Genomic DNA, 13,379 nt, shown 5'->3' with positions numbered 1-13,379 from the left:
GATGCCTGGATCACCGGAACACCCCGAGCCGGAACCCGCGTCTCTCGGTTCGAACGACTGCGTCCCGCTGCCTGACGGCAGCGGGACGCAACAAGGAACCATTTACCAACAGTGTCCGCCCGGGACGGCCCCCTCAGCCACGCGTGGGCCCCGCTCAGGCGCCGATCTTCTGCTTCACCTGCGCCAGCGACGGGTTGGTGAGCGTCGAGCCGTCGGGGAAGAGCACGGTCGGCACCGTCTGATTGCCGCCGTTCGCCTTCTCCACGAACGCCGCCGAGTCCGGGTCCTGCTCGATGTTGATCTCGGTGTACGCGATGCCCTCCCGGTCCATCTGGCTCTTCAGCCGACGGCAGTAGCCGCACCACGTGGTGCTGTACATCGTCACAGTGCCCGGCATGTCCCTCATTCTCCTTCAGCGGCTCGGGGTGCGTTCGCTCGCACTCCACCAACGTCCGTGACGGCGCCCCCATTCCCATGCGACGCCCGACCCGAACCAGTCCCCGCATTAATACGACCGCGAGGGCCCGCCTGTGGACAACCGGCGCACCCGTCCCGGCCGACCTGGCAGCATGGCTGTGTGACAGCAGCAACGCACTCCTCCCTCTTCCCGCGGGTACCGGACTCGGCCGACGCGGTGCTCGACGGACTCGATCCCGAGCAGCGCGAAGTGGCCACTGCCCTGCGCGGCCCGGTGTGCGTACTGGCGGGCGCGGGCACCGGCAAGACCCGGGCCATCACCCACCGCATCGCCTACGGGGTGCGGGCCGGCATCCTCCAGCCCACCACCGTGCTCGCCGTCACCTTCACCAACCGCGCCGCCGGGGAGATGCGCGGCCGGCTGCGCCAGCTCGGCGCCGCCGGTGTCCAGGCCCGCACCTTCCACTCGGCGGCGCTGCGCCAGCTCCAGTACTTCTGGCCGAAAGCGATCGGCGGCGCCCTGCCCCGGATCGTCGACCGCAAGATCCAGCTGGTCGCCGACGCCGCCGCGGCCTGCCGCATCCGCCTGGACCGGGGCGAGCTGCGGGACGTCACCGCCGAGATCGAGTGGTCCAAGGTCACCCAGACCGTGCCGGACGACTACGCCCCTGCGGCGGCCAAGGCCGGCCGTGAGACGCCCCGCGACCCCGCCGAGATCGCGCAGCTCTACCTGGCCTACGAGGAGCTCAAGCGCGGCCGCGGGTTGATCGACTTCGAGGACGTGCTGCTGCTGACCGTGGGGGTCCTCCAGGACCGGCAGGACGTGGCCCAGCAGGTCCGCGCCCAGTACCAGCACTTCGTGGTCGACGAGTACCAGGACGTCAGCCCGCTCCAGCAGCGGCTGCTGGATCTGTGGCTCGGCGACCGCGACGACCTGTGCGTGGTCGGCGACGCCAGCCAGACGATCTACTCGTTCACAGGAGCAACCCCCGACCATCTGCTCGACTTCCGGCTCCGCCACCCCGGTGCCACGGTCGTCAAGCTGGTCCGTGACTACCGTTCCACGCCCCAGGTCGTGCACCTCGCCAACGGCCTGCTCGCCCAGGCCCGGGGCCGCGCCGCCGACCACCGTCTGGAGCTGCTCTCCCAGCGCCCGGCCGGACCCGAGCCCGGCTACACCGAGTACCCCGACGAGCCCGCCGAGGCCGAGGGCGCCGCCCGCCGCATCCGCGAACTGATCGACTCCGGCGTCCGGCCCGCCGAGATCGCCGTGCTGTTCCGCACCAACTCCCAGTCGGAGATCTACGAGCAGGCCCTCGCCGACGCCGGGGTGCCCTACCAGCTGCGCGGCGCGGAACGGTTCTTCGACCGCCCTGAGGTGCGCAGAGCCGGCACGGCCCTGCGCGCCGCGGCCCGCTTCGGCGGCAACGACGCCCTCCTCGACGACACGGTCGACCTGCCGTCCCAGGTCCGTGCCGTGCTGTCGGGGGAGGGCTGGACCACCGAACCGCCGGCCGGCTCCGGCGCGGTCCGCGAGCGCTGGGAGTCACTGGCCGCCCTGGTGAACCTCGCGCAGGACTTCGCCGCCGCCAAGCCCGGCGCCACCCTCGGTGACCTCGTCGCCGAACTCGACGAGCGGACGGCCGCGCAGCACGCCCCCACCGTGCAGGGCGTCACCCTCGCCTCCCTGCACTCGGCCAAGGGCCTGGAGTGGGACGCCGTCTTCCTGGTCGGCCTGGCCGAGGGCATGATGCCGATCACCTACGCAAAGACCGACGAACAGATAGAGGAGGAGCGCCGCCTCCTTTACGTCGGTGTCACCCGCGCCCGCGAACGCCTGCACCTGTCCTGGTCACAGGCCCGCTCGCCCGGCGGCCGGGCGAGTCGCCGCCCCAGCCGTTTCCTCGACGGACTGCGCCCCGGTTCGGTCGGCGCCGGCGGACGGGTGGCGGCCGGCGGCGCCGGGGGAGTGGAACACGGCCGCGCCAGCCTCACAAGCCGCTCCGCGCTCGCTCCGGCGCCACGGCGCACCCAGCGCGCCCCGGCCCGCTGCAAGGTCTGCGGGCGCACGCTCACCGACGCCGGCGAGATGAAGCTGATGCGCTGCGAGGACTGCCCCTCCGACATGGACGAGGGTGTCTACGAGCGGCTGCGCGACTGGCGCGCGGTGCAGGCGGGGCTGAGCGGCCAGCCCGCCTACTGCGTCTTCACCGACAAGACGCTGATGGCGATCGCCGAGAACGTCCCGGAGGACGCACGGGAGCTGGCCCGCATCCCGGGCGTCGGAGCCCGCAAGCTCACCCGCTACGGAGCCGATGTCCTGGCCATCTGCGCCGGTCAGGAGGTCGACGGGCCGGACGGCGACGACTGATCCCAACTCGTCGAAAAAATAGTTTGCGCATGCCCCGGCAATCCCCATAGGTTCTTGGACACGGGAGCAGCGGCCTTCCCGAAGGCCCTGAATCCGTGTTGTACTTGCATATCCGCGGATCGGTTCACGCCGATCCCCCGAGACGCCGAGAGGAGGCGAGTCCAGTGATCAGCATCAACACCATCTCTGTCAGCAAATTGACCGATCGCTCGACCGTCTCCCTGTCCATGCTCGGCGCCTCCGGCTCGGGCACCGGTCTGTGCGGCATTCCTGCCGTCCGTCCGGCGTCCTCCCCTGTTCTCTCGGACCTGCCCGTCCGTGAGCGCAATGAGCGACCGACCAAGGCACTGGAAGCGGCAGTAATGGCACAGGCACATGCCTATGCCTTTGCGGCGGCCGGTGCCGGATTCCGGAAGCAGACGACGCAGCAGCACCTGATGTGGGCCTTCCGTGGGCCAGAACCCTGGAGTGATCCAGCCTGATTCGATCAGGCCGGCGCCTTCAGGGCCGCGGAACCCCACCCGGGATCCGCGGCCCTTCTGTTTGTCCCGAACGGGGACGACAGCGCGAAGGGGCCTCGGGACAACCAGAGAACCCGGTACCAAGCCGCCCCGGCCGACCGGCCGGACCGACCAGACGAGGAAGACGAACCGTGCAACTCGAAGCGCACGCCCCGTCCGTACCACCTTCCGGCACCATCCCCAAGCCCGGCTCCACGGAGGACCCCGCCTTGACCCCGCTCACCGCGCTCACCGCGCTCGACGAAGCCATCGAGAACCTCGGCGTGCCCGTCCCGTGCCGTTCCTACGACCCGGAGGTCTTCTTCGCCGAGTCGCCGGCGGACGTCGAGTACGCCAAGTCCCTCTGCCGTACCTGCCCGCTGGTCGAGGCCTGCCTCGCCGGTGCCAAGGAGCGGCGTGAGCCCTGGGGTGTCTGGGGTGGGGAGCTGTTCGTCCAGGGTGTCGTCGTCGCCCGGAAGCGGCCCCGTGGCCGCCCGCGCAAGAACCCGGTCACGGCATGAACACCGCAGGCACGATCGACCGTCCCCTCACGTACGACCCCACGAAGCAGGCCCCGATGAAGCCGTCCACCCACGAGCCCGCAGGCTCCGCGCCCGAAGACCTCACCACCAGTGGTGCGAACGACTCGCGCCAGAACAGGACCCGAGAAATGCAACTCATCCCAGAAGCCCTGGCTCGTGCGCATATGCACGAGCGACTGCGAGAGGCCGAGCGGGAACGCCGGGCGGTGCGCCTGGCGACCGCCCGCCGGATGCAGCGCCGGGCGGAGCGCGCCTCGATGCGTGCCCGGCGTGCGCTCGCCATGGCCGTGATGCAGTAACCGATCGCACCTAAGCGGTGGCCTCCCGGCCGACTGGCCGGGGAGGCGAAGCTCTCCTCGCGGGGGCCGGTCCGTCCGAACGGGCCGGCCCCCGCGGCGTGCGGTCCGGGTACCTCGAACGGGCGGGGGCCGGTTGGCGCCGGTTGGGTCGGGGCCCGATGGGCCGGGTGTCTATGCCTCCGCCGCCGTCTCCTTTGCCTCCAGTTCGTCCAGCTCCTCCAGCTCCTCCAGTTCGTCCAGCTCCTCCAGACGTTCCGTCTCCGTAGGGTCCGCCGCCACGAACCCCGGCAGCCACGCCTCCAGTTCCTCGCGCAACCGCACCGTCGCGCCCAGCTGGCACAGCACGCCGATGGTGCTCAGCGTCACCCGGTGGATCAGGAGGTAGGCCGGCGGCAGGTTGAGCTGCTTGCCCAGCTGGTACGCGGGGGAGCGGATGTCACCGATGCGGGCGGCCTGGCCGCGCATCCAGCCGCGGCTGAAGGTGAACTCGTCGACCTGGGCCGGTTCGATGATCGGCAACAGGTAGTCGAGGACCGCCTCGGGGTCCAGCTCCACTGTCTCCTTGACGAAGCCCTCCGTGCGCAACTCCTCGTAGACGGCTTCCGCCCGGCCGTCGAGGGTCATGCGCAGGCAGGTGCCGATGGTGACCGGCAGGCCGCCCGGGAGACGGTCGACCGTGCCGAAGTCCAGTACGCCCAGCCGCCAGTCGTCGTCGCCGTCCGGACCGCCGGGCAGCAGCCGGAAGTTGCCCGGGTGCGGGTCGGCGTGCAGCAGGCCGGTGCGGGCCGGGCCGGCGAACAGGAAGTGGGCCAGGAGCTGGCCGGCCCGGTCCCGCTGCTCCGGGGTGCCGTCCGCGACGATCTCCGACAGCGGGACCCCGTCGATCCACTCGGTGATCAGGACCTGCTCGCACTGGTGGACCACATCCGGCACCAGGATGTCCGGGTCGTCCGCGAACTCCTCGGCGTGGGTCCGCTGGGCCTCGGCCTCCAGACCGTAGTCGAGCTCCTCCGCGACCCGGTCCTTCAGCTCCGTGATCAGCGGCTTGATGTCGAGGCCGGGGATGAGCGGGCCCAGCAGGCGGGCGAAGCGGCCGAGCTGGTTCAGGTCCGACAGCAGGGCCTCGCCCGCCCCCGGATACTGGACCTTGACCGCCACCTCGCGGCCGTCGTGCCACACTCCCCGGTGCACCTGGCCGATGGAGGCCGCGGCCGAGGGCTTGTCCTCGAACTCGAGGAACAGCTCCTGCCAGTCCTCGCCGAGCCGCTCGGCGAGCACGCCGTGCACCGTGCGGGACGGCATCGGCGGGGCCGCCTCCTGCAACTTGGTCAGGGCCGCCCGGTAGGGACCGGCGATCTCCTCGGGCAGCGCCGACTCGAAGACGGAGAGGGCCTGGCCGAACTTCATGGCCCCGCCCTTCAGCTCCCCGAGCACCTTGAACAACTGCTCGGCGGTGCGCTGCTGCAACTGCTGGCCGACCAGCTCCGCGGACTCGCCCACGATCCGTTTGCCGAGTCCCCAGGTCGCCCGCCCGGCGAAGCCGAGCGGGAGCGCGGCGAGCTTGGCGGTCCGGGTGACCGCCTTCCGGGGAAGATCAGACATGCGCCCTCCAAGTCCCAGCCGGCCGCGCCGACCGCACCGTACGTGCTTCACGTCGTACTCGTGCCGACGGCCGTTGCCCCGCCATTGTCGCGCGCTGCTCCCCCGGTCCCGAGGCGTGTTCCCGCTCACCTTTCCGCTCGCTCTGCCAGTTGCTCACCCCGCCGCTCACCCGGTCGCTCTCTTCGCCGCTCTCTTCGCCACCCCTTTCATGGCCCTTCTTGGTGTTCTGCTCCTCGTTTCTCGCCGCTGCCGCGCAGGGGCAGGCGGGATGGGCCGGGACCGGCCGCGTGTGCCAGTGCAGTCCGGGCAGGGCGGCCTCCCAGCGGGCGCCGGCGCTGGAGGGCAGGTGGCCGTCGAGGAAGGCCAGGGCGTGCGCGGCGGCCAGGCCGGCGACCGTGGTGGCCAGCGCGAGATCGCACGGCCGCACCCGCCGCTGCGAGCCCGAGCGCCACTGGGTGATCAGCCGGGGCCAGGTCGGGTCCCGGTCGGTGCGGCCCTCGTGCAGACAGCCCGCGCAGCCCGTCTCGCCCGGCAGCACGAAGGGACCGACGACACCGGTGCCCTCCACCACACCGGCATAGAGGTGGGGGGTGCCGGAGGCCATGAAGGGTTCGGTGGCGGACGCCTGGGGCGCGTGCACGGCGATGTCGTCGCGCGGGGCGAGGACCACCAGGCTGAAGCCCGGGCCGCCGCCCTCGGGCGGTGCCGTGGGGCCGCGGCGCGGTGCGCGGCCGGGGGCGGCCCGGCGGACGGCGCGGCGGGCCGACTCGTCCCGGCGGTCACCGACCGCCTCGGCGGGGAGTCCGCCCGGGGCGACGTCCCACGGCTCGACGCGACCGCCGTCGAGCACGTCGACCTCGCCGACCCCGGCGGCCGACAGCAGCGAGGCCAGGACGGCACCGACCCGGCCGGCGCCTCTGACCTGCACGCGCTGCGTGCGCCGGGCGGCCAGCCGGCCGATGGCCGCGCCCGGCTCGGAGGTGGTCAGGGAGAGGGAGGCCAGGTCCGGGCGGAGCCGGTCGAGGGCCGCCTTGTTGCCGCGGAGGGCGTCGGCGGCGGGGCCGCCGCCCCGGGCGTCGTCGAGCAGCCCGGCCCCCGCCAGCCGCTTCACCAGCCGGTCGACATGGCCGTCGGGCAGGTCCATCCGGCGAGCCTCCTCGCGCAGCAGCGGCAGCCCCCGGGTGCCGTTGAGCAGTTCGAGGAAGCTGCCCGTCGCCGTGTCCACCGGCCCCAGCGTCAGCGCGTGCGCCGGGGTCATCCCGAACTGGACGGTGTTGAGATCGCGCCAGCCGCGCCGCAGCGCGGGTTTCACCATCGGATGCATGCCAGGCCCCCGTACGTTCCGGTACTCCCCGTGTTGCCGGCTCGGTGGTCATGACCGCGTGGCCATGGCTGCGCCGACGAGTGCCAGCATGCCCGGTCCCGTCTCCGGGCGCCGAAAGTTATCCACAGGCGGTGGGTATTCGTCGTACTGGTCATACCGGGCGCGGTCGCGGTCGAAGGCACGGAGGTGCATCCAACCCTCCCGGAACCGGGACTTCCCCGGGTGCAGCGGGTAACGTCGGGGCGTGTCCTCCGCCGACCCACTGCACCGCGCCGGAACGCCACAACGCCTGCCGACGAGCCCGCCGCCCAGCGGCTCCGGGGCGCGCGCGATCGAGGTCCGCAGAAGCAGCCGTCGTCGCCGGACGGTCTCCGCGTACCGCGAGGGCGATCGCACCGTCGTGCTGATCCCCGCCCGGATGTCCGAGGCGGAGGAGCAGCGCTGGGTGAGCGTCATGCTCGACAAACTGGAGGCCCAGGAGAGCAAACGCGTCCTGGGCGACACCGAGCTGGCACAGCGCGCCGAGCGGCTGTCCGCCCAGTACTTCGAGGGGCGTGCCCGCCCCGCCTCGGTGCGCTGGGTCACCAACCAGAACACGCGCTGGGGCTCGTGCACCCCGGCGGAGGGCAGTATCCGGCTCTCGCACCGTCTCCAGGGTATGCCCGAGTACGTGGTCGACTACGTCCTCCTGCACGAGCTGGCGCACCTGCTTGTTCCCGGGCACGGGCCCCGTTTCTGGCGCCTGCTGGAGGCGTACCCCCGCACCGAGCGGGCCCGGGGCTACCTCGAAGGAGTGGTGGCCGCCGACCGGCTCCCGCACGTGCCCGGCGCGCGCGAGCGCTGAGCCTCCCCGGCCAGGCCCCCGTCGGCTCCTCCCGACACCGGTGTCTGTACCGGGTCCGTACCGACTTCGGGCGGTGTCGGACTTTGCCGTTAGCCTGGCGCGACGCACTTACATTCGGGATGGGGGACGGTCGTACGCATGGCCAGGGAATTCCAACGCGGCCACAAGGCCAGGATCAGTGATCTCACCGCGGGCACGGATCTGTACGTAGGTGTGCAGATCTCCGGTCCCGGGCTGACCTTCGACATCAGTTGCTTCGGACTGGACGCCGAGGAACGGCTCTCGGACGACCGGTACTTCGTCTTCTTCAACCAGCCGAAGTCCCCCGAGGAGGCCATTCAGCTCCTGGGCGCGCAGGCCGGCGACACGGAGTCCTTCCGGGTCACGCTGGACCGGATTCCGCCGCAGATCCAGAAGCTGTCCTTCACGGCGACGCTCGACGGCGCCGGGCAGATGTCGCAGGTCGGCCCCGGCTACCTCCGCATCGTCGCGGGTGGCGAGGAAGTGGCCCGCTACCCGTTCGACGGCTCGGAGTTCTCCACCGAGCGGGCCGTGATGCTGGGCGACTTCTACCTGAAGGACGTGTGGCGGTTCGCGGCCGTCGGGCAGGGCTTCGACGGCGGCCTGGACGCGCTGCTGCGGAACTTCGGCGGCGAGGTGGCCGAGGAGGAGACCCCCGAGCCGCAGCAGCCGACCGCCGGTGCCGGTGCCGGGGCCGTTCCGGGGTTCGCCCCGCCGGCCGCGCCCGCCCCGGCTCCGCAGCCCCCGGCGTTCGGCGCCCCCGCCGCCCCGGCATCCGCGCCCCAGCCCGCCATGCAGGGCTTCGCCCCGCCGCCCGCACCCACGCCGCCCGCGGCGCCCGCGCCCGCCTCGCCGTACGGCCAGCCGCCGGCTCCGCAGCAGTCGTATCCCCAGGTCCCCGGCCAGCCGGGTCAGCCGGCCCAGACCGCACCGCTGCCCCCGGGCTACGGTCAGCCGCAGGCCCCGCAGGCCCCGCAGGCCCCGCAGGCCCCGCAGGCCCCGCAGGCCCCGCAGGCCCCGCAGGCTCCGCCCGCGCCCCCTGGTTACGGTCAGCAAGCCCCCCATGGCATCCCGCCCCATGGCATCCCGCCGCAAGCCACGCAGCCGCCCCCGGGCATCCCCCAGACCCCGGTCCCGCCCCCGGCCGCGGGCACCCCGCAGGCCGCCGGTGTCACCGCCGCGCTGCTGAAGTTCCGCGAGACACCCACCGGCCAGCGTTGGACGCGGCAGAACGAGAAGCTGGTCCGGGTCGATCTCGGCCTCGGCGACCAGCCCGTGCTGGCCCGGCAGGGCAGCATGGTGCTCTACCAGGGCAAGGTCGACTTCGGCTACAAGGGCGCCGGCTTCACCGGCCGCATCGTCGGCAACGCCACCGGCCAGGAGATGCAGCTGATGCGCTGCACCGGCAAGGGTCAGGTGTTCTTCGCCGACCAGTCCACGATGCTGCACCCCATCGAGCTCCAGGGCGACGCGATCTGCGTCTCCGCCGAGAACGTCCTGGCGTTCGACGAGAGCCTCCAGTACGAGGTCCGCCGCATCGAGGGGCACGGCATCCCGGGTGGCGCGCTGTTCACCATGCAGTTCCAGGGCACCGGCACGATCGTCGTCAAGACGCACGGCACGCCCGTGGTCCTGCCGGTCACCCCCACCACGTTCGCCGACTGCAACGCGGTCGTCGCCTGGTCGGCCGCCGCCCAGGTCATCGTCTCCAGCCAGGTGCGGATGCGCCGCAACTCCTACGCCGGTGACACCGGCGAGAGCGTCAACCTCCAGTTCCGGGCGGCGCCCGGCAGCTTCGTCGTCGTCCAGCCGTACGAGATCTGAGGGAGAGCCCGACATGAACCAGCCGCTCGCGGGCTACGCCCCCGCCCCGGTCACCGCCCGGATGGAGAACCACGGCGAGCACATGCTCAAGGTCGCCATGCAGACCGGCAACGACCTCTTCGCGCGCGTGGGCTCGATGGTCGCCTACGAGGGATTCGTGCAGTACGAGCCCAACCCGCCCGCCGTCCGCCAGATCGCCAAGGACTGGATGACCGGCGAGGGCGCGCCCCTGATGAAGTGCTCCGGCGACGGACTGCTCTACCTCGCCGACTACGGCGCGGACGTCGTCGTGATCCAGCTCGACGGCGACGGGATCTCCGTCAACGCCACCAACCTGCTGGCCTTCGACGCCCACCTCACCTGGGGGGTGGAGCGGGTCAAGGGGCTGGCGAAGTTCGCCGGCCAGGGGCTGTGGAACACCAGGATCACCGGACAGGGCTGGGTGGCGCTCACCTCGCGGGGCAAGCCGATCGTCGTCGACTGCGGCGGCGGCGAGGACGAGACGTACGTCGACCCGGACGCGCTCGTCGCCTGGTCGCCGAACCTGAAGGTGAAGGGCAAGCGCAGCTTCAAGGCCGGGGCGCTGATCGGCCGCGGCAGCGGCGAGGCCTACCAGATGGCCTTCTCCGGTCAGGGCATCGTCGTCGTCCAGCCCAGTGAGGACAGCACCGACCGTCTCCGGGTCCGGGGCTGAGGGGGAGCAGAACATCATGCAGAGCCCGCTTTTCGCCTACCACGACCAGCAGACCTCGGAACGCTGGAGCCTTCAGAACAAGCAGTTGCTCCGGGTCGCCCTGGAGGGACACGACGACATCCTGGCCCGCAAGGGCACGATGGTCGCCTACCAGGGGCTCGTCGAGTTCGACGCCGAGTACCAGGGCCACGGCCAGGCACGCGCGCGTGCGCACACGGGTGAGGGCCTGGACCTGATGCGCTGCCACGGGCAGGGCACGGTCTACTTCGCCAATCTCGCCCAGCGGATCCACGTGATGGAGGTGGAGCAGGAGGGCCTCACCGTCGACAGCGCCTACGTGCTGGCGATGGACTCCTCCCTGCACCACGAGGTCATCGCCGTGGACAGCCTCTACGGCATCTCCGGCTCCGGGAAGTACCAGCTCAACATCACCGGGCGCGGCCGGGTCGCGCTGATGACCTCGGGCGCCCCGCTGCTGATGCGGGTGACGCCCGAGACGTACGTCAACTGCGACGCCGACGCGATCGTGGCCTGGTCCACCGGGCTGCGGGTGCAGATGCAGGCCCAGACGCACTCCTCGGGCGTGTTCCGGCGCCGCGGCAACACCGGTGAGGGCTGGGAGCTGAGCTTCATGGGCAGCGGTTTCGCCCTGGTGCAGCCGAGCGAGCTGCTGCCGCCGCAGAACGCGGGGATCGGCTCCGGCCTGGCCGCGCAGTACGGCGTGGGCCAGCAGGGGGCCCGGGGCCAGAACCAGGGCAACGTCTGGAGCTGACCCGAGGCGTACGGGTAAGGGGCGAGCACCCAGGTGCTCGCCCCTTACCCGTACGCCGTCCGGCCTACTACCCGTACGCCGTCCGGGCCTGCCGCCCGTACGCCGTCAGAGTCTGGTCCGGGTGGCCGCCACCAGCCGGACCACCGAGTCGTCGGCCACCTCCGCCACCTCGTCGTACCCGAACCAGCGCAGGTCCAGCGACTCGTCGCTGATCGCCTCGACGGCACCCGGCGGGGCGATCGCCGCGTACTGGACGTCCAGGTGCCAGGCACAGGGCGTGTGATGGCGGTCCAGCCGCACCGGGCCGTCGGGCAGCAGGGTGAGGCCGGCGATGCCGGACTCCTCGGTGGCCTCGCGCAGGGCGGCCGCGGCGAGCGTGGCGTCCTGCGGCTCGCAGTGGCCGCCCATCTGGAGCCACATGCGCAGCTTGCGGTGCAGGGTGAGCAGGACCCGGCCGCGCGCCGGGTCGACCACCAGGGCGCTGGCCGTGATGTGCCCGTCGCCGCAGGCCTTCCACATGCCGTCCGGGTGGGCCGCCAGATGGTCCAGGTACAGCCGGCGTACCTCGTCCTGGTCCTCGTACCCCTTCAGTACGAGGACCGCGTCGTCGTACAGGCTCACTCGGCGTCGTCGCCCTTGGCGTCGCCCTCGTCCTCGCCCTTCTTGCGCAGGTCGGGCTTGCCGGCCGCCTCGCCGAGCATCTTGTCCAGCTCGGAGAAGTCCAGCTGCTCGCGGTGGACGAAGCCGTCCGGGTCGTCCAGGTCGGTCGCGGTCGGCAGCATGTCCGGGTGGGCCCACAGGCCGTCCCGGCCGTCCACGCCGCGCGCGTCGGTCAGCGACGCCCACAGCCGGGAGGCGTCCCGCAGCCGGCGCGGACGCAGCTCCAGGCCGATCAGCGTGGCGAAGGTCTGCTCGGCCGGGCCACCGGAGGCGCGGCGGCGGCGCAGCGTCTCGCGCAGCGCGTCGGCCGACGACAGGCGCGGCTTGGCGGCGGCGTGCACCACCGCGTCCACCCAGCCCTCGACCAGCGCCAGGGCCGTCTCCAGGCGGGCCAGGGCGGCCTTCTGCTCCGGGGTGTCCTCCGGCTGGAACATGCCCTGCTGGAGCGCCTCCTGCAACTGCTCGGGATTCTGCGGGTCGAACTGGCCGACCACGTCCTCCAGCTTGGCGGTGTCCACCTTGATGCCGCGCGCGTAGCCGTCGACCGCGCCGAACAGGTGCGAGCGCAGCCATGGCACATGCGCGAAGAGGCGCTGGTGGGCGGCCTCGCGCAGGGCGAGGTACAGCCGCACCTCCTCCAGCGGGACGCCCAGGTCCTTGCCGAACCGCTCGATGTTGGCCGGCAGCAGGGCGGCCTTGCCGGCCGGGCCCAGCGGCAGACCGATGTCGGACGAGCCGACCACCTCACCGGCGAGCACGCCGACGGCCTGCCCGATCTGCGTGCCGAACATGGCGCCGCCCATCGAGCGCATCATGCCGATCAGCGGGCCGGCCATGGCCTGCATCTCCTCCGGCAGCACGTCGCCCATGGCGTTGCCGACGCGCTCGGCGACCGGGTCGACCAGCTCCTTCCAGGCGGGCAGGGTCGCCTCGACCCACTCCGCGCGGCTCCAGGCCACCGCGGAGCCCGCGCCGGAGGGCAGCGCGGTCGCGTCGTCGAGCCACAGGTCCGCCAGCCGGACGGCTTCCTGGACGGCGCTGCGCTCGGCGGGGCCGACGCTCGCGTCCTTGGTGCCGTCCGGGGCGCCCTGGGCGACCGTCTGGCGGGCGATCTGCTTGGCCATGTCCCAGTTCACCGGGCCGCCCTCGTAGGAGAGCATCTGGCCCAGCTGCTGGAACGCGGCGCCCAGGTCGTTGGGGTTCATGGAACCGAACATGGCGGCGAACGGATTGTCGGCGCCGGGGCCACCAAAGCCCCCGGCTCCGGGCAGGCCGCCGAAACCGAACGGGTTGGCCGGTCCCTGACCACCACCGCTCTGCTGGTCCTTCTTCTTGCCCTCGTCGCCGTCGTCCGGCTCCTCCGGCGGAAGGCCGAATCCGAATGGGGTGTCACTCACGGGGTTCCTCGGCTGGTAGGGCCGCCGGTTCTTTCCGGCGGCACGGCTGCCCGACATTCACCACCCAGCGTAGACACCCGGGGCGGATCGGGCCTCGGTGCTTCGCCGACTG

13 protein-coding genes are annotated in these 13,379 nt (G+C 72.2%); 8 read left to right on the top strand and 5 right to left on the bottom strand.

Translation table 11 applies throughout. From position 1 onward, the window contains the following. Positions 1 to 154: 154 nt before the first annotated feature. Positions 155 to 397 carry a mycoredoxin gene (locus ACTT8P_RS20765; protein WP_161168532.1) on the bottom strand — a complete coding sequence of 81 codons (243 nt, stop codon included), beginning with the start codon at positions 395 to 397 and terminating at the stop codon, positions 155 to 157. A 180-nt stretch (positions 398 to 577) separates the two neighbouring features. Between ACTT8P_RS20765 and ACTT8P_RS20760 the strand changes: the two genes are divergently transcribed. The 4 genes from ACTT8P_RS20760 to ACTT8P_RS20745 all read left to right on the top strand — a co-directional run bounded on the left by ACTT8P_RS20760 (position 578) and on the right by ACTT8P_RS20745 (position 4,129). After that, the gene (locus tag ACTT8P_RS20760; RefSeq protein WP_442833179.1) at positions 578 to 2,788 is read left to right on the top strand and encodes an ATP-dependent DNA helicase UvrD2; all 2,211 of its coding nucleotides are present in this window, start codon (positions 578 to 580) and stop codon (positions 2,786 to 2,788) included. 164 nt (positions 2,789 to 2,952) lie between these two features. After that, complete coding sequence (locus ACTT8P_RS20755; RefSeq protein ID WP_442833178.1) at positions 2,953 to 3,270, top strand: hypothetical protein; 318 nt, start codon at positions 2,953 to 2,955, stop codon at positions 3,268 to 3,270. Positions 3,271 to 3,440: 170 nt separating this feature from the next. Further along, positions 3,441 to 3,809 carry a WhiB family transcriptional regulator gene (locus ACTT8P_RS20750; RefSeq protein ID WP_361161301.1) on the top strand — a complete coding sequence of 123 codons (369 nt, stop codon included), beginning with the start codon at positions 3,441 to 3,443 and terminating at the stop codon, positions 3,807 to 3,809. Beyond that, positions 3,806 to 4,129 (top strand): hypothetical protein, encoded by a 324-nt coding sequence (locus ACTT8P_RS20745; RefSeq protein ID WP_442833177.1) that lies wholly within the window; start codon positions 3,806 to 3,808, stop codon positions 4,127 to 4,129. Before ACTT8P_RS20750 ends, ACTT8P_RS20745 begins: the two co-directional genes overlap by 4 nt. Positions 4,130 to 4,300: 171 nt before the next feature. Here ACTT8P_RS20745 and ACTT8P_RS20740 read toward each other — a convergent pair whose 3' ends face one another. Beyond that, positions 4,301 to 5,731 (bottom strand): ABC1 kinase family protein, encoded by a 1,431-nt coding sequence (locus ACTT8P_RS20740; protein WP_442833176.1) that lies wholly within the window; start codon positions 5,729 to 5,731, stop codon positions 4,301 to 4,303. After that, entirely contained in the window at positions 5,724 to 7,055 is a 1,332-nt protein-coding gene (locus tag ACTT8P_RS20735) for a ThiF family adenylyltransferase (RefSeq protein ID WP_442833175.1), read from the bottom strand. Before ACTT8P_RS20735 ends, ACTT8P_RS20740 begins: the two co-directional genes overlap by 8 nt. 244 nt (positions 7,056 to 7,299) lie before the next feature. Between ACTT8P_RS20735 and ACTT8P_RS20730 the strand changes: the two genes are divergently transcribed. The 4 genes from ACTT8P_RS20730 (at position 7,300) to ACTT8P_RS20715 (ending at position 11,210) form a co-directional block, all read left to right on the top strand. Next, the gene (locus ACTT8P_RS20730; protein WP_442833174.1) at positions 7,300 to 7,899 is read left to right on the top strand and encodes a M48 metallopeptidase family protein; all 600 of its coding nucleotides are present in this window, start codon (positions 7,300 to 7,302) and stop codon (positions 7,897 to 7,899) included. A 138-nt stretch (positions 7,900 to 8,037) separates the two neighbouring features. Continuing rightward, positions 8,038 to 9,744 carry a TerD family protein gene (locus ACTT8P_RS20725; protein ID WP_442833173.1) on the top strand — a complete coding sequence of 569 codons (1,707 nt, stop codon included), beginning with the start codon at positions 8,038 to 8,040 and terminating at the stop codon, positions 9,742 to 9,744. Between the two features lie 13 nt (positions 9,745 to 9,757). Then, positions 9,758 to 10,438 (top strand): AIM24 family protein, encoded by a 681-nt coding sequence (locus ACTT8P_RS20720; protein ID WP_442833172.1) that lies wholly within the window; start codon positions 9,758 to 9,760, stop codon positions 10,436 to 10,438. A gap of 16 nt (positions 10,439 to 10,454) precedes the next feature. Then, complete coding sequence (locus tag ACTT8P_RS20715; protein ID WP_442833171.1) at positions 10,455 to 11,210, top strand: AIM24 family protein; 756 nt, start codon at positions 10,455 to 10,457, stop codon at positions 11,208 to 11,210. Between the two features lie 105 nt (positions 11,211 to 11,315). Here ACTT8P_RS20715 and ACTT8P_RS20710 read toward each other — a convergent pair whose 3' ends face one another. Both ACTT8P_RS20710 and ACTT8P_RS20705 read right to left on the bottom strand, forming a co-directional pair. After that, positions 11,316 to 11,831: an NUDIX hydrolase gene (locus ACTT8P_RS20710; RefSeq protein WP_442833170.1), complete on the bottom strand. Its 516-nt coding sequence runs from the start codon at positions 11,829 to 11,831 to the stop codon at positions 11,316 to 11,318. Continuing rightward, on the bottom strand, positions 11,828 to 13,267 hold the full coding sequence (locus ACTT8P_RS20705; RefSeq protein ID WP_442833169.1) for a zinc-dependent metalloprotease: 1,440 nt from the start codon (positions 13,265 to 13,267) through the stop codon (positions 11,828 to 11,830). Before ACTT8P_RS20705 ends, ACTT8P_RS20710 begins: the two co-directional genes overlap by 4 nt. Between the last annotated feature and the right edge of the window lie 112 nt (positions 13,268 to 13,379).

The organism is Streptomyces sp. JW3, from assembly GCF_052216785.1.
Classification (GTDB): Bacteria; Actinomycetota; Actinomycetes; order Streptomycetales; family Streptomycetaceae; genus Streptomyces.
Note: the sequence above shows the minus strand (reverse complement) of the source record. Positions and strands in the feature narration are given on the sequence as shown.